We start from the raw sequence: 14,861 nt of genomic DNA, 5'->3' as shown, positions 1-14,861 counted from the left end.
GATTATACGATTATAATAGAAAATTAGGTTATTTTTCTCTTATATTCTTTTGATGAGACATACATTCTTAAGTCGAGTATCACTTAAGTGTAGTGATCGGTTTGTTTCTTTGAAAAGAAATTCGATAGATTAAAATTTTACGAAGCACCGAATAACGTGGGGCGTGAAAGTGTGTCAATTTTGGGAGTTTTGACTTCGGAATATTTTTCCAAAATTTTGAATTAGGCGATAAAATCTATTTTTCGTCCGCGAGAATCCAATCTTTGTTTGAGAACCCTTCTTTCACCTTCATAAGATCTCGTAACGGATCTATGAATGTTTTGCTTTTTTTCCCGTTTAAAGAAACCGTTATATCGGCATAGACTGCGACATCGTCGCCGGTTTTACGTTTTTCTGCTTCGCCTAAATAATGAGCGAATTGTAGAATCAAATCCGGTTGAGTACTCATCATGGTCTTTTGAAACTCGGTGAGGTGCGATTCGGGGAGAACGAAATGTACTTCTCCCGTTCTCAGATTTGCCACTCGAAACGACGCGATTCCGTTTTTTTGAATCAGCATAATATGCCATGCGAATCGGAATCCTTGTTCTGTCCAAAGGTTGTTTCCAGGGTATAAAAAATGCCTTAACGGGAAAAGAATTTGAAATAGAATGTAAGAAGACCAGAATAGCGTTCCTATTTTATGAATCGTTTTCGGATCATACTTTGGGAATTTATAATATAGATTGCGTCCCCAAAGATCCGGTTTTTCCAAAAAAAGAAGAATTTTTAAAAAGAATCCCGCCGAATCAAAGCGAAACCGAACCGGCAATTTTTGCCAAGCTACCTGAAAGAGATTTCTTAGTTCGCCGTAAGGAAAAATTCCTCTCCGTTTTAAAAAGTTTCTGAGTTTTAACGGCCAGGACGGAGGAAAGAATAGAGTGGCCGAGAGTGACATGATCCAAGGAAACATTCCGATCGGAAAAAGTTTCCAAGTTAGCGCGTGAAAAATAAGCACCAGACAATATGCCAATATCCGAAAATTCGGCTTTAAAAGCAGAAAGGGAACCAAAAGGTCGAATAACAATCCGGCATAACTGAAAACGTAACCTGCGATCGGATATGTGAAAAACTTTCCTAACACCGGAAAATCGGTATTTCGAATTAGCCAAATTCTTAACGGTTGGGCCTGAAAGAGCCAATCCGGAACGATTTTAGCCAATCCTCCGAAAAAATAAACACAGCCGATCTGGAAGCGCAAAAGCCAAAGCGACCAATTTCGAATACTTGGATTAGCCCAACGGCCAGTTCTGTAAGTTTCTAAAAAATGGGAAACGGATAAGCATCTATCCGCGGGAATCCAAATCATAATCCAGAGCAGGAGGGCCACTAAGTAATAGTGATTTAGATATGTGGATACGTCTAGTAAATTGAAATAAAGAAAACCGATCAGATAAACGATAAGACAAATTCTATACAGAATTCCAAGTGAGATTCCTATTCCGGCAAGAATCAATATCCAGAATAGAGGATATAATAGCCAGCTCGGTAATACGGGTACCCAAGAGAATCCATAATATTTGAAATGGAATTCGGGCTGCAAAAAATATTTTCCGACCCAGCCATAAGCAAGATATCTTAGTGCGAGGAAAGAAAGAAGGATTCCGAAAAAAAATCTAAATAGGCCGACCGACCATGCGGGCGAATCGCCTGCTAATTCCGTTCGAATTGTATTTAGCAATGAAGACTTCGATTTCATTCGTGTCGGCGCCTATGTTTCCGATCTCAGAAATCCATTTCCTAAATCAATCCAATTATCGTCCAACGTCTCTTTTCCAAGGCGACTCAGCGTTTCCGGCAAGTCTTGAAAATTAATAGGTAAAATGTCGTTTGCATGAAAGAACTTTTCTTTTTGCCCGGAGAAAAGGGGAAAAAGAATTTCATTCGCGCCGTCGGATAACAATTTTTTCCCGCCTTGATTGGAAAACTGAGCCGGATGGTTGAAGATGTAAACTTCTCTATTCTGTGCCACTGCGCTATGGGCGGATGAGATTGCTCCGCTTTTTTCAGGCGCCTCCATAACTAATAAGGAATCGCTGATGCCGGTAATGATTCTGTTTCTCCGAGGAAAAGCATATTTTCTGATTTGAAATCCCGGCGGATATTCCGTCACGATAAGCGCTTCTTTGGTCGTTTTCATTTTCCGATACAAATTTTTGTTTTCCTCGGGATATTCCCGGTCGGGCCCCGTTCCCATCACGCCGAGAACGGAAAGATTATTTTCCAAAGCGTGTTCCATCGCGGAAGCATCGACGCCCAGAGCTAACCCTGAGACGATCCCTTGATAACCCCGCGAAGATATCACGGATGTTAAATTTTTGCAAGCTAAGCGAGTTACCGGGGAAGGGGATCGCGTTCCTACGACTGCAAGTAGATTTCTTTCCAAAACGGATGGATCTCCGATACAGAACAAATTCGGAGGAGGGTCGTAAATTTCCCGAAGATACCGAGGGTAAATCGGATCATAATAGCTGATAATAAAAGAATTCAGTTTTTCTAAAGAATATCGGTATAATTTTGCATCCGTTTCCGCTTCCTTTCGTAAGCTTATCGGAAGTCTTTTTAAAAGAGTTTCGATCGCTCCTTTCTGCGAGAGAGAAAGTGAAAGGATTCGAGAGCGGATTACGAACGAATAAATTTTAGGGGAAGTTAAAGCTAGAAAATCCATTCGTAATTCGCGCGATAGAATACGTTAATACGGAAGATTATTATTTTTCCTTTGCGTTTAATTTCTTCAAGTCCTCTTGGACATTTCGATAAGAATCGTTCTCTTCCAAGCTTTCCTTGATGAATCCATCTTTTTTAAGGCTTTCTAATGTGGACTTAATATATAAGTATTCGTCTTTGGCCGCCTCGGATTGACCGAGTCTATATAAAAAATTGGCTTTTGCGAATCTTGTAGGTATGTTCCTGGGTTCTTTTTTCAGAATCGAATCCAAAATTGCGAATGCTTTTTCCTGGTCATGAAACCCCGCGCTGATTCCTTCCCAGGCGGAATCCACCATGGAAGAATCGAAATAGATCAAAGCTAGTTGAAACGGAAATCTTGAATCGCGGGGATCTTGGCGAGTTAAGGCCTGAAAAATTTCGATTGCAGATTGTCTGCGCGTCGGTTCCCAACCTCGATCTTTAGAAGCATTTGCATATGCAAGACCCGTTTCGAATAGAAGCTGTTGGTCAACGGGCATTTGCAATAAAGCTCTGTCAAAGTATGGGAGCGCCGACTCGAAGAAGTGCACATCCGCACCTATGATTTCCGATTTTTTCCCGTCTGACTCTTCCTTGAGGGCCTGATTGTAATATTTGGCGGCTAGATCATAATCTCCGATTTTCATATAGCCTTGTGCGATTTTCCAGCTAAGTGCGCCCGCCGATCGAGTCTTGGAAGCGAGTTCTCGGATTTTCTTTTCTAACTCAATGATTTCCGCTTCGTCCATCGCCAAGCGTCGTTTCCAAGCATCCAAATCCTCAACCGTAGGCGGCTTATATGTGCTTTTGGAAGCGAATTTACTTAAATTTTTACACGAGGAAACCAAGCTTAAAAAGAGAAGAGCCGAAAGCAAGGTGGGAAGGGTCAAATTCATCTTTTTCATACTCATCGTATTGTAAGTGAATACGGTGCCAGGAAACCTCTCATCGGTCTATGGAAAATCAAGAAGGATGGAAGAATTTTCTTTTCCGAATTTGAAAATCCGATCCGCCGCTAAAGTGGAGCTATTTTTATCGTAGGAGCTCATACATGATCGGTGATCGTAAAGAGCTTGCATGATTTCCATAATTGTGATATAGCGTCGAGCGCTCCCACGAGGCCCGCCTCCCCAATCCCAAGCAGGGTGGGGCCGACGTTTCTGCGCAGGCGGAATCATCGTTCAATGAGATGAATTAAATTGAATCCCGATTTAGAAAATAAAAAGGGAAGGTTCACACCTTTCCCTTCATATTGGAAATCCAGACGGATTAATCGTTATCTTTGGAGATGCTGGCAATCACCAAAGCTCCGCCTAACAATCCTAAGTCTTTCAATAATGCGGCGACTTCCTGTTGGTTTCCTCCGGCTGCCGGACCTAAGTGAATTAGGACGATATACAGGCCAAGCAGAACCGCCAATAATGTCGTGGCGAGCTTCGTTTTTTTATTGATGAAGATGCTTACGGCAGCCGCTATCATTGCTACACCCGTTAGATAAACCCAAACGACTTGAAACGGTATGTAAGAAGGTACTAATCCCGCCATTCCCGGTGCATAGATCAGATGGAAGATCCCGAAGATCAAAAAGGGAATTGCATATAGGTACTTACCTGCGGTTTTCATAAATAAGATTCTCCTAAGAAAGTGCGCATTCGTAAAAAATCAACCGTTGCTTTGCTTGATAGCAACGGGAAAATCCTTCCCGAAAGCGACCGTCAATTCATATTGCTATTTTTGACGCCTGCAAGGAGAAAACGGTTTGCCATTCGGAAAAAAAAAGATTCTTTCTCCCGGCTGGAGAGAAGCTAATATAACGGACGTCGAATATTTATTTACGTTAGAAAAGCTCTGCTTTCCCGATTCTTATTGGTCGAAGGATGGGATAGAAGGTCATATAAAATCTTATTCCGCGTTGCTTCGAGAGGAGTTCGGCTATCTGTTTTTCTTGGATTTAGGCGAAGAAGCCGAGTTATTGCGGATTGGAATCTTACCTTCGCAACGGCAAAAAGGAGAAGCAAAGCTTGCATTGCAAACTCTTTGTTTAGGATACCAACGGATATTTTTGGAAGTTTCCGATTTTAATAGAGCCGCTTTAAAACTTTACTCGTCTCTCGGCTTTAGGGAAATTGGAAGAAGAAAAGATTATTACGCGTCGGGAGATGATGCGATTATGATGGAGTGGTCGTGACGATCGGATTCCTAAACTGACTTCAAGAGTACGACGCATGTCGCGCCGATTCCTTCCACTCTTCCTAATGCGCCCATTTTTTCCGTGGTTGTCGCTTTTATCGATACGCAATCCTGCGGAATTCCCAACAAGCCGGATAATGTGAGTTGGATTTTCCCTCTATGAGGAGCTATCTTCGGGCGCTCACCGATAATCGTGCAGTCCATGTTTATGAGAGAGAAGTTTCTTTCCTTCATTAAGTCCAAGGTTTTTTTCAAAATGATCCTTGAGTCCATGTCTTTGAGAGAAGGTTCCGTGTCCGGAAAATATTGTCCGATATCGCCCAATCCTAATGCGCCCAGAATTGCATCCGATAACGCATGCAATATGATATCGGCGTCCGAATGACCGATTAACGCATATTCGGAGTCGATGGTTGCTCCGCCTAATATTAAAGGTCGGGAGGAATTTAGTTCTAATTTATGAAAATCTAATCCTTGTCCTATTCGGAACATTATTTATAACTAAGCTCCAGCATTCGTTGTACGGCCATTCTTCCTTTTTCTATAACTTCGGGATCCAACTTAATTTCGTATCGTTCGTGCAATAACGAATCGCGTATTTTTTCCAACGTGATTCGTTTCATGTGAGGGCAGGTCCGACATGAGGAGACGAATTGTCGATCGGGGAATTCGGAACGTAAATTATCGCCCATAGAGCACTCGGTGACCAAGAAGACGTCCTTTGCGCCGGAATCCTTAATAAATTTCGACATTTGAGACGTGGAGCCCGCAAAATCCGAAACGGCGACGACGTCCGTATTACATTCGGGGTGAGAAATCACCGTGACTCCCGGCCACTGTCTTCTGACGGAAAGAATGTCTTCCGCAGTATACATCTCGTGGACCATGCAACGTCCCGGAAAAGAAATGATATTCTTTTTGGTTTGGTTTCTTACGTTTCCAGCCAGGTATTCATCGGGTAAAAAAATGACGGTATCGCTATCCAACGAATTTACGATGTGTGCTGCATTTGCGGAAGTGCAACAAATGTCGGTTTCCGCCTTAACATCCGCAGTACAGTTTACGTAAGTAACGACGGGAACGCCGGGATGTGCGGCTTTCAATCGCCGCACGTCGTCGCGAGTGATGCTTTCCGCTAGAGAGCATCCTGCTTTTAAATCGGCTATCAGCACCTTCTTATCAGGAGACATAAGTTTTGCAGTCTCGGCCATAAAGTGAACGCCGTTGAAAACAATAATATCCGCATTTGTTTCGGCCGCCGCTTTGCTTAAATAGAGTGAATCGCCAACAATATCCGAAACTCCGTGAAAAACATCGGGAGTCATATAGTTGTGGCCCAGGAGAACGGCATTTTTTTCCCTTTTGAGTCGATTGATTTCCTGAATCAGGGGAAGTTTTTCCTCGATCTCGTGGCTCATATACGTAGATTCTAACGTTTTGCGGATTTCATCTACCGTTTTCATCTTGCCCCCAGGGCACTGAGACGCCCCTTCATATTTTTGACCGCTTCCGATCAGTTTTCGGACACGGAGAAATTTCAAGATTAGGTTTTGTTTTCTACCGGGTTTTGCAAGTGGTTAATATTCGCCAAAACGGGTCAGACTCGTTTTAAACCTATTTCGTTCACAAAATAAATTGACAGGAAAAGAATTCTCCGAATCAATACGATGTTACTCCTAAAATCATCCATAAAGGATTGGTATTAACCCAATGAAAAAAATCGCTTCTCTGCTTTTTGCTGGAGCGTTGGTATTTTCACTTTCTAATTGCGGAGAACGCATAGAAGTGGAGTATCCCGTATTCCCGAAATCAAAAGAAGGGCGCCAACTTCAAAAATTCCTTGGCACCATTCGGAACGTCGGTCTTGCCGTTGAAAAACCCCAAAAAAGTCTTTGGGAAACCGTCTTCGGAGCAGGTTCCAGCTTTATCGATCAAATGCCTTCGAAAGTGTTCGAAGCTTTTGATAAAGAATCTTATTATAAACTGATCGACTTGAGCAAGCGTGCGGATTCTATAAACGAAGCAACTCTTACTCTCGCCGGAATCACTAAAAGTCGCGTAAAACTCGGAAACCAATTGGGAGCCGAAGCAATTCTGTATATCGGATATCAAAAACCTTATACCGAGTGCGGTAGCGAAATGATGGTCGATTACGGAGCGGCAGCGCTTAAAGTAGGCGGTGCGATCGCTTCTATGGCTTCAGGTAAAAATGTCGATACCGGCAATGCACCTATCACGAAACCGACTGCCGTTCGCTATATGCTAATTCCTCTAGATGCGACTTTGATCAAAGTCGAAACTGGGGAAGTTAAAAAGGCTGTCGTATCTGATCCTGCAAAAATCGACGCCGGCGTCGGTAACTTGAACTGTCCTTCGGTTCTCGATTCTTTCGGTAAAGCGTTAGACCAAGCAGCAGCTTATATTAAAGACCGTTTATCTCCACAGGTTAAAACGGAAAAAATTAAAGTTTATACTAAAGACGAAGATCCGGATGTTGCTGGATTCCTCGATGATGGATACCAAGAAATCACCGGAGAAACTCCAAGCTTTAAGAAAGCAAAAGAAGCTTGGGAAAAAGCCGATAAGAAAGCCGGCGGAAAATCCGGTGGAGCAAAGGCTAACTTGGGAACATATTATTTCTCCGTAGGCGATTTTGATAAGGCGATCAAATACTACGAAGACGCTATGAAACTCCAAGGCGTGAACAAGAACGATATCAGAGAACTTCGCAAACGTGTTGAAGCGGCTGCTGCCGTCGATGATAACACTGACAAGTAATCGGATTTCCTGCTTTTTCGGAAGCGAGAAAAGCGGACGTTTAACGTCCGCTTTTCTTTTTTGTATCTTAGCGGTTTTTGCCGTAAGCTGCAGAACGAAACCGAATCCGGAAGAGTGCATGGATGCCCAGATTCATATCGTGAAATTAATCGCCGACGATGAAAGCATGCCGAAGCAAGTTCAGGCATTGATGCTTCGAAGCGTATTGAAGCCGGAAACGAACGAAGCGATCGTTAAAACCTGCGTTCAGAACAAAACATTGAAACAAGTTCAATGCGAACTGTCGGCGGCTAAGTTTTCGGATTTGCAATCTTGCAAACGGCATGAAAAAAGCGAAACCTCCGGCCCGAAAACGGAAACAGGCAGTTAAGGCACGCAATCCGTAATTTAAAGAATTCTTTTGCGGAAAGGATCGACGAGATTTCAGGATTGTCGCCAGTCTGCTTCGTCTAAAGTCTGTAATTAGAATTTATGTCTAAGCTCAAACTCGTACAGCTCCCGGTTCCTCCTCCGACCGCTTTTGCTGCGACAGGAAACGTGCCTTTGGCGGCGGGTTACTTGGCGGTGTCCGCGAGAGTGAACGGTTTGGAAAAAAAGGGTTTGGATGTGGAAGTTCTAGACCCATTGATCACCGACCAGGAAGGCGACAGTCGATTGGCGGATCGCATTGCAAAAGACGAACCGGAGTTTGTAGGTTTTTCCCTCTATCTTTGGAATTCGGAAAGAAGTCTTCATCTTGCTCGGGAAGTGAAAGCTCGGTCCCCCAATACGAAAATCCTAATCGGCGGTCCTGAAGTGAATTCGGACAATCCGTTTATACTTTCCGAAACCGGTTATGATATCGCCGTATCCGGCGAAGCCGAACATACTTTTTCTTATCTTTTAGAAACTCTTTTGAAAAAAGAGGACCCGAGATTTTTGCCGAATATCGCCGTACGAAGGGAAGACGGAAGAATGGGAGAATTTTCTCCGGAAGAGAACGCCTCGTTTCCTCTTACCAGTTATCCTTCTCCTTATATAGAAGGATTCGTACAGGTAGATCCTGCCAGGTCGACCTATCTTGAAACGGTAAGAGGATGCAGATCGCAATGTACTTATTGTTTCTACCCTAAAAGTAGTAATGTACTGAGAACTTTAGATATTTCTGAAACTGTAATGCTTTTGAAGAATCTAAAAGATAAGGGCGCCAAGGAACTGGCTTTTTTGGATCCGACATTTAATCATAGGCCCGGATTCGAGGATTTCTTGGATGCGATTATCGACGTCAATTCCGACAGACAGATGACTATGTTCGGCGAATTAAGATCGGAAGGCATCACCGAGAAAATTGCGGATAAGCTTGCTTTGGCCGGTTTTAACAGAATCGAATTAGGGATGCAATCGATTAATAAGGAAACCTTAAAGAGAGTGAAGCGTTATGGATCACCGGAAAAGGTCGCCGAGGCCGCGAGAATGTTGGCCGATAGAGGGATCGAACTCCTTCTGGATTTAATCATCGGTCTTCCGGGTGACTCTCCTGCGGATGTATTGAACGGAATCGAATTTTTTTACGAACATGGGCTGGGAGAATGGGTACAGGTTTTTCCCCTATCCGTCTTACCAGGCACCGTTATGCGAAAGGATGCGGAACGGGAAGGTCTGATTTATTTACCCAAACCTCCCTATCGAGTCATTCGTACTCCGAATTTTTCAGCGGAGGATCTGAGTTCGACCTTATTTACTTCCGAAGACCGCTTGGATCGTCGGCTGGATGAAACTCCAAGACCTTTTTTGGTGGATTTTGATCCGATAGTCGAGGATGTATTCTGTTTTTCTCCCGAGAAAAAGAACGATAACGGTATCTCGGATTTATCGAAACCCGGTACGAGACATATCGCTATTTGGTGGAAATCGAAGAATTTAGAAGCGGGAAAAACCGAGTTTTTCTCGAAACTGAAACAAAGGTTACGAACCGATCCGTTTACCGTAACCGACCTGATCCTTTATCCAGAGCAGCCGTTTTCCCTAAAACTAATTAACGAAATCATGATGGAGTTTTCGAGTATTCCTGCATCTTATTTGTCAAGATCGTTGGCACATAGAGGGGAGAATATGCTTCATCGTATCGTTCTCGTGTTGTCCAAGGGATCCGATTTCCCGAAGCAATGGGTTAACGAATCCCGGGAATATATACCGGTTTTTCAGGAAATGAGTTGGGAAGAAGCGGTTCGGAAAGCGGAAGAACTGGGGGGAAAATTCCCGGCCGCCAGAATCGTCGAAGAGGATTTTCACGCCGATGCCTGGACCGCACTAGTAAAAGCGGCGGATCCGGAAGCTGTTTCGTTTTCAAATCGTGAATTCGAAAGAAGGTGGTGCTGGGAAGTCCTGGGATACTCCGAGAAGTAAGGTTACTCCTGCTGCCTTTGCCTTAAAGAATTCAAATTCTTGAGAAGATTGGATAACGGTACGTTAACCGGACAGCCTATCGTTTTATTTCGCGTGATTTTGCTATGGGAATCCGAGCTAACGATTCTCACTCGCCGCATTCTATGACCGGAGTAGGATAAGATTTCTCCTTTTTCATCGCTGCTGAACGTCAAGTTATCTCCTAGATTTCTACCGTGGCCCAAAATAATTACGGAGTTTTTATCCACCGGTTTGACCGGAAATACTTCCTCCGTATTTGCCCAAGGCAATTTCAGAAACAGATGCATTAAGATGAAACCGGAAGAGCTATCGTATTCAAATTGCACTTTGTCTAATATATCACCTTGATCCATACATTCCGGCCTGTACAAATGCAATCGATCTTCCCACTCCGGCGGGAGAGGGTAGGGCTCCACCTTTTCGGCAATTCCCAAAACTCCTCCTCTTGGAATTCGAATCGTAGAGAATGCCAGGGCAGGTTGACCTGAAAATTCATGAAACGAGATTCTAAACTGTTCGAGATTATCGCCGGCTAGCTCGAAGAGGCCGAATAACGTCGGCAGTTTCGGAACGAAATCTCCGTCCTGAAGAGGATGAAGTGAAATATTGAAAGAGAACAGATTTAAACTCGGATTTTTATTTCCTATTTCAAGTTTGTGCAGCCCGAGTGGAGAGGCATAGTAACCTTCCCATTTTTTCCAAGATAGAAGTTCCTCTTTATTCGGATTTTTTTCTAACCTGGTTTTTCCCGGTAATGTTATCGCCTTTCCGGATTTGGCCTCGGATGCAAGAGATAACAAATCGATCGCAAGATCCTCTAATCCTGCGGATCCTGACGTTAAAGTATTGGAGACTATAAAGATTCCGGTTTCCCTTTCCGGATCCAATAGAAAATAGGAGGCAAAAGGGGGTAAATCTCCGCCATGGCCGGCAAAAACTAGGTTATTTTTATCGTCTCGGAATCTCCATAGAGGTAATCCTATCTCGAAGTCCAAATCCCTTTCTATTCCTTTGTTTTGCTTTGCATGGAATTCGTTAAAACTTCTATTAGTCAGAAGTCTGTTTCCATATCTTGTTCTAGTAAATAACGCTTTTATAAATGATCCCATATCCTCCGGCGTTGTGGAAAGAGAACCGGCGGCAATGTCCCGAATTTTGGGTACTTTCATTTCCGACTTCCAAAATCTGCCGACATAACCGCTGGCCTTTCTGTTTTCGGGAAGATCGTCGTAAAAGCTGGTATTTTTCATACCGGCGGGTCCGAATATGTATACCTTCATATAATCCTCGAATCGATATCCGCTCGCTCTCTCTACAATAATTCCTAATATAGAAAAGCCTAAATTACTATATGCAAAAGCAGTATCCGGCTTCCTCGTTAAGTGAATTCCTTGCAATAAAGGCGGGAGTTCATTGTATGGATATCTTTCGTAAGAATGGTCGGACAGCTTCCAGTCGTCAAAAATATCCGAAGGTAAACCGGAATGGTGCGTTAAAAGTTGTCGAATCGTAAACGGTTTTGCGTCGGGAAACCTTGAAGATAACCCTTTGAGCTCCGGAATATATTTTTCTGCGGGATCATCCAATACTACTTTTCCGTTCTCCGCTAGTTGCAAAATCGCGATTCCGGTAAATATTTTGGACAGGGAGCCCACTTTAAAAATCGTATTTTCGGTGACTTCGTTTTCGGCGGATGCTTTTCCCAATCCGGCGCTGATTACGGTTCGTTCTCCGTCAACGATAGTAATCCCCGAACCTACAATTCCTTCGGATTTCATTCGTTCTCGTAATTTGTAGAGTGCAATATCCCGAACAAAATTTAAATTTCCCCTGATTCCCTCTTTCGGGCGAACGGGAGGCGCACTCGCACAGGAAAAAAATTCGAAAGCGATCAAGGTTGAGACTGCAATTAAAGATACTCGAACATCCATTGGGTTTCTAACTCGTAAGTCGTATATGGATTTTGAAATCAAGATCCGACTATTATTCTTATTCATCCAGAATCCTTTATCGCTTCGCTTATGCAAGTCTGTTGAGAGAAGTCAATAAAATCATTTTACTTGGAATCTTATGTCGGGTGAATGTTTCTTCATCTCAATTTTTGCAAAGACTTGATTTTTGGCTTAAGATCGGCTACTTTGCGGTTTGTGGATTCGGAAAAAAATTTCATACTCAAAGAGTTTCGCACTTTACCGGGCGTAGGCAAGGCAGTGGCGGAGGATTTGTGGAATCTCGGAATAAGAAGCAAGCAGGAGCTGTCCTTTAAGGATCCGGAAATTCTCTATGAAGAACTTTGTAAATTGCAAGGTACGCGAGTGGACCGATGCATGCTCTATGTATTCCGATGTGCCGTTTATGTTTCTGCTACAGAATTGCCCGACCCCGAGAAAATGAAATGGTGGAGTTGGAAGGATTAAGGCATGCGATTTTTATAGTAGTTCTTTCTTTACGATTGGATGCGTACGAATCAAATCTAGAGCTTTACCGATCAGGATCTTTCCCTCCACGGTGTGATTCCAAACGTTTAATCCGGAGGGGTGAGGCAGGGGAATCCAATCCAACTCCACTCCATGAAAATTTCTGCGAAATTTCTTTCCGATCACGCCGTCCAATTTATATTTTTTATCTTCCAACATTTGATCGATCGCCAATTTACCGATCGGAATGATTAACTCGGGCCGGTTAAAACGAACTTCGAATTCCAGATACCTCGAACAATTTTCGATTTCCGATGCGTCCGGTTTACGGTCTCCGCTTTTTGCTTTTCCGGGAAAACATCGGCAGACTGCGGACATCGTTACTTTGGACCGATAGAGTTCTTCTTCCACACCTATCGAGGCGAACCATTTAAATAATGTCTTTCCCGCCGTGTATGCAAACGGTCTTCCGAATCGTTCTTCGTGAATTCCCGGAGCTTGTCCAAGACTGAGAATTTTCGATCGAGGAACACATCCATGGACCGGGTTACCTTCCATTTTGGGGCAAAGTCTGCAATGGAGAAGCGTATCTATATGTTTCTGAAATTCTTTGGGAGCGATCATCCGTTGTGGATTATGGAGAGAGTAGTTTCCAAGCTTCGGCAGAGGTAGAACCGACTCGGATTAAGCTTTTGAGTTTAGTTAGTTCCAGAATTTTATTCACTTGCGAAGAAGGCGCAAAAACCGCGATGCCTCCCTTTCCCGATTTCACGAGTCTCGAATGAGTAGCCATAAATACGCCTAGACCGGAAGAGTCTATGTATTTTACGTTCTCCATATTTACTAATAGGTATAGAAATCCTCGATCGAGTAGATGAAAGAATTTTTCCTTCATAATCTGGGCGGAATATAGGTTTATTTCCCCGGTTATCTTTATGACGACCGCCTCTTTGGGAAAGCCAGGCGGATTATTACTCGGATCCAAAAATACTCCCAATTCAGGGGCGTCGTGATCGAATTCCTGACTATCTAAATTAAGTGGGGTTTCCGCCATAGTTTCCAAATGCTTCCGGATTCTAAAGTAGCCCTTACGGGAGTAGAATCAGCAGTCTATCGAACAGTCTGTGGTTTGTCCGGGGATTTTTCGACCGTTTTTTCTTTCGGATCAACGATCTTCACGCACTCCATCCGAAATTTGGAAATGATAAATTTCTGCCTGATGGCCGAATTTTAGATGGTACTCGGGGTTTAATTGGGAAAAAAGAGAATCGGATCTTCCGCTAAAATCCAGGACAAGTACGCATCCTCCGAATCCACCTCCGATCATTCTTGCGCCTATCACTTTTTGGGATTTAAGCCAATCCACGATAAAGTCCGTTTCGGGGGAAGTAACTTGAAACAATCTGGAAAGCGAATCATTGCAGGCAAATAGTTCGGACCCGATTTTCGGGATGTTTCCGGAAACTAAATTTCGAATAACGTCATTTGTTCTTTTTTTCTCGCCGATTACGTGGAGAGCTCTCTTCTTTTCTAAAAAATTCAATCCTGCAGTTTCCAGCCATTTTTCTTCCGCTTCATAAAGGTTGGGTAATTCCGGGTGTAGGCGTTTGATTTTTTCCGTCGCAGATTCGACTTCCGTTCTGCGTTCATTATATCCGCTTTCCTTTAAACTATGTTTTTTTTTGGAATCGATTAAATAGAATTCAAAATTCCGTAGTTCCAACGGATAAAATTCATAATCGAGAGTTTGCGTGTTAAGCGAAATACAGGTCTCTTTCTTTGCGACCGAGATGATCAGTTGATCCATAATGCCGCAGTTCACTCCGACGAATTTATTCTCCGCCGCTTGACCTAATAAGGCGATTTCTTTAAGAGAAAGTCCCCACCCGAAAAGTTCGGAGAGGGCATAGCCGACCACGACTTCCACCGCCGCAGAGGAGGATAATCCGGCGCCTTGAGGAATATTTCCTCCGAACGAGAGATCGAAACCCGGCACGGATAATCCTCTTTTTTTGGCTTCTGAAACGACTCCTAATACGTAGTTTGCCCAAGTATGTTCGCGGTCGTATTCTAGTTCTCTGGCGATTTTGTAGGCTTGAAAATCGAGAGAATACAAACGGTATTCGTCGGTGCCGTTTTTTCGAACCGCTGCGGAGACGCGGAAATCTATGGCAGCAGGCAATACGATTCCGCCGGCATAGTCGACATGTTCTCCGATAATGTTGATTCGTGCCGGTGCTGAAAAGAAACGGAATTCGCTCTCTATCGAAATTGCTGGAAAAGATTTTAGGACGGAAGTTAACGCTTCGAAGGAATAATTAGCCATACCGGGGAATCGGAAGA

15 protein-coding genes are annotated in these 14,861 nt (G+C 43.5%); 5 read left to right on the top strand and 10 right to left on the bottom strand.

Annotated elements, in window-relative coordinates; all coding sequences use genetic code 11:
* Nucleotides 1–235: 235 nt before the first annotated feature.
* The 4 genes from LEP1GSC058_RS11190 to LEP1GSC058_RS11175 all read right to left on the bottom strand — a co-directional run bounded on the left by LEP1GSC058_RS11190 (nucleotide 236) and on the right by LEP1GSC058_RS11175 (nucleotide 4,350).
* Nucleotides 236–1,738 (bottom strand): HTTM domain-containing protein, encoded by a 1,503-nt coding sequence (locus LEP1GSC058_RS11190; protein WP_016550869.1) that lies wholly within the window; start codon nucleotides 1,736–1,738, stop codon nucleotides 236–238.
* 12 nt (nucleotides 1,739–1,750) lie between these two features.
* Complete coding sequence (dprA, locus tag LEP1GSC058_RS11185; RefSeq protein ID WP_016549365.1) at nucleotides 1,751–2,707, bottom strand: DNA-processing protein DprA; 957 nt, start codon at nucleotides 2,705–2,707, stop codon at nucleotides 1,751–1,753.
* Nucleotides 2,708–2,747: 40 nt separating this feature from the next.
* A complete protein-coding gene (locus tag LEP1GSC058_RS11180) occupies nucleotides 2,748–3,632 on the bottom strand; it encodes a tetratricopeptide repeat protein (protein ID WP_016550006.1) in 885 nt (294 codons plus the stop codon).
* A gap of 364 nt (nucleotides 3,633–3,996) precedes the next feature.
* Nucleotides 3,997–4,350 (bottom strand): DoxX family protein, encoded by a 354-nt coding sequence (locus tag LEP1GSC058_RS11175; protein WP_016550083.1) that lies wholly within the window; start codon nucleotides 4,348–4,350, stop codon nucleotides 3,997–3,999.
* 136 nt (nucleotides 4,351–4,486) lie between these two features.
* On the opposite strand from LEP1GSC058_RS11175, the gene LEP1GSC058_RS11170 reads away from it, so the two are divergent.
* A complete protein-coding gene (locus LEP1GSC058_RS11170) occupies nucleotides 4,487–4,915 on the top strand; it encodes a GNAT family N-acetyltransferase (RefSeq protein ID WP_016550862.1) in 429 nt (142 codons plus the stop codon).
* Nucleotides 4,916–4,926: 11 nt separating this feature from the next.
* Here LEP1GSC058_RS11170 and ispF read toward each other — a convergent pair whose 3' ends face one another.
* Both ispF and nadA read right to left on the bottom strand, forming a co-directional pair.
* The gene (gene ispF / locus LEP1GSC058_RS11165) at nucleotides 4,927–5,409 is read right to left on the bottom strand and encodes a 2-C-methyl-D-erythritol 2,4-cyclodiphosphate synthase (protein ID WP_016550304.1); all 483 of its coding nucleotides are present in this window, start codon (nucleotides 5,407–5,409) and stop codon (nucleotides 4,927–4,929) included.
* On the bottom strand, nucleotides 5,409–6,380 hold the full coding sequence (gene nadA / locus LEP1GSC058_RS11160; protein WP_039948578.1) for a quinolinate synthase NadA: 972 nt from the start codon (nucleotides 6,378–6,380) through the stop codon (nucleotides 5,409–5,411). Before nadA ends, ispF begins: the two co-directional genes overlap by 1 nt.
* Before the next feature lie 247 nt (nucleotides 6,381–6,627).
* Here nadA and LEP1GSC058_RS11155 point away from each other — a divergent pair, with 247 nt between their 5' ends.
* The 3 genes from LEP1GSC058_RS11155 (at nucleotide 6,628) to LEP1GSC058_RS11145 (ending at nucleotide 10,080) form a co-directional block, all read left to right on the top strand.
* Complete coding sequence (locus LEP1GSC058_RS11155; protein ID WP_016549834.1) at nucleotides 6,628–7,695, top strand: lipoprotein LipL41; 1,068 nt, start codon at nucleotides 6,628–6,630, stop codon at nucleotides 7,693–7,695.
* Nucleotides 7,676–8,065 carry a LipL41-expression chaperone Lep gene (gene lep / locus LEP1GSC058_RS11150; protein WP_016549499.1) on the top strand — a complete coding sequence of 130 codons (390 nt, stop codon included), beginning with the start codon at nucleotides 7,676–7,678 and terminating at the stop codon, nucleotides 8,063–8,065. The genes LEP1GSC058_RS11155 and lep overlap by 20 nt, the downstream gene beginning before the upstream one ends.
* A 101-nt stretch (nucleotides 8,066–8,166) precedes the next feature.
* The gene (locus LEP1GSC058_RS11145) at nucleotides 8,167–10,080 is read left to right on the top strand and encodes a B12-binding domain-containing radical SAM protein (protein WP_016549495.1); all 1,914 of its coding nucleotides are present in this window, start codon (nucleotides 8,167–8,169) and stop codon (nucleotides 10,078–10,080) included.
* A gap of 2 nt (nucleotides 10,081–10,082) precedes the next feature.
* Here the strand turns inward: LEP1GSC058_RS11145 and LEP1GSC058_RS11140 are convergent, their stop codons facing one another.
* Nucleotides 10,083–12,098: a serine hydrolase domain-containing protein gene (locus LEP1GSC058_RS11140; protein ID WP_016550233.1), complete on the bottom strand. Its 2,016-nt coding sequence runs from the start codon at nucleotides 12,096–12,098 to the stop codon at nucleotides 10,083–10,085.
* A 150-nt stretch (nucleotides 12,099–12,248) separates the two neighbouring features.
* Between LEP1GSC058_RS11140 and LEP1GSC058_RS11135 the strand changes: the two genes are divergently transcribed.
* Nucleotides 12,249–12,518: a helix-hairpin-helix domain-containing protein gene (locus LEP1GSC058_RS11135; protein ID WP_016550941.1), complete on the top strand. Its 270-nt coding sequence runs from the start codon at nucleotides 12,249–12,251 to the stop codon at nucleotides 12,516–12,518.
* A gap of 12 nt (nucleotides 12,519–12,530) precedes the next feature.
* On the opposite strand, the gene LEP1GSC058_RS11130 is transcribed toward LEP1GSC058_RS11135, so the two are convergent.
* The 3 genes from LEP1GSC058_RS11130 to galK form a co-directional block, all read right to left on the bottom strand.
* Nucleotides 12,531–13,142 (bottom strand): uracil-DNA glycosylase family protein, encoded by a 612-nt coding sequence (locus tag LEP1GSC058_RS11130; protein ID WP_016550103.1) that lies wholly within the window; start codon nucleotides 13,140–13,142, stop codon nucleotides 12,531–12,533.
* Between the two features lie 10 nt (nucleotides 13,143–13,152).
* Nucleotides 13,153–13,572, bottom strand: a complete 420-nt coding sequence (locus LEP1GSC058_RS11125; RefSeq protein ID WP_016549823.1) for an STAS domain-containing protein — start codon at nucleotides 13,570–13,572, stop codon at nucleotides 13,153–13,155.
* 111 nt (nucleotides 13,573–13,683) lie between these two features.
* Nucleotides 13,684–14,844, bottom strand: coding sequence for a galactokinase (gene galK, locus LEP1GSC058_RS11120; protein ID WP_016551009.1), 1,161 nt, complete (start codon nucleotides 14,842–14,844; stop codon nucleotides 13,684–13,686).
* Between the last annotated feature and the right edge of the window lie 17 nt (nucleotides 14,845–14,861).

The organism is Leptospira fainei serovar Hurstbridge str. BUT 6, assembly GCF_000306235.2.
Taxonomy (GTDB): domain Bacteria; phylum Spirochaetota; class Leptospiria; order Leptospirales; family Leptospiraceae; genus Leptospira_B; species Leptospira_B fainei.
This window is presented reverse-complemented; position numbering and strand designations above follow the sequence as displayed.

Excerpts from the sequence above, each read along its gene's own strand:
- dprA (WP_016549365.1), bottom strand. The coding sequence starts at position 2,707 with ATGGATTTTCTAGCTTTAACTTCCCCTAAAATTTATTCGTTCGTAATC.
- LEP1GSC058_RS11130 (WP_016550103.1), bottom strand. The coding sequence starts at position 13,142 with ATGATCGCTCCCAAAGAATTTCAGAAACATATAGATACGCTTCTCCAT.
- LEP1GSC058_RS11140 (WP_016550233.1), bottom strand. The coding sequence starts at position 12,098 with ATGAATAAGAATAATAGTCGGATCTTGATTTCAAAATCCATATACGAC.
- LEP1GSC058_RS11180 (WP_016550006.1), bottom strand. The coding sequence starts at position 3,632 with ATGAAAAAGATGAATTTGACCCTTCCCACCTTGCTTTCGGCTCTTCTC.
- nadA (WP_039948578.1), bottom strand. The coding sequence starts at position 6,380 with ATGAAAACGGTAGATGAAATCCGCAAAACGTTAGAATCTACGTATATG.
- ispF (WP_016550304.1), bottom strand. The coding sequence starts at position 5,409 with ATGTTCCGAATAGGACAAGGATTAGATTTTCATAAATTAGAACTAAAT.
- galK (WP_016551009.1), bottom strand. The coding sequence starts at position 14,844 with ATGGCTAATTATTCCTTCGAAGCGTTAACTTCCGTCCTAAAATCTTTT.
- LEP1GSC058_RS11125 (WP_016549823.1), bottom strand. The coding sequence starts at position 13,572 with ATGGCGGAAACCCCACTTAATTTAGATAGTCAGGAATTCGATCACGAC.
- LEP1GSC058_RS11145 (WP_016549495.1), top strand. The coding sequence starts at position 8,167 with ATGTCTAAGCTCAAACTCGTACAGCTCCCGGTTCCTCCTCCGACCGCT.
- LEP1GSC058_RS11190 (WP_016550869.1), bottom strand. The coding sequence starts at position 1,738 with ATGAAATCGAAGTCTTCATTGCTAAATACAATTCGAACGGAATTAGCA.
- LEP1GSC058_RS11175 (WP_016550083.1), bottom strand. The coding sequence starts at position 4,350 with ATGAAAACCGCAGGTAAGTACCTATATGCAATTCCCTTTTTGATCTTC.
- lep (WP_016549499.1), top strand. The coding sequence starts at position 7,676 with ATGATAACACTGACAAGTAATCGGATTTCCTGCTTTTTCGGAAGCGAG.
- LEP1GSC058_RS11155 (WP_016549834.1), top strand. The coding sequence starts at position 6,628 with ATGAAAAAAATCGCTTCTCTGCTTTTTGCTGGAGCGTTGGTATTTTCA.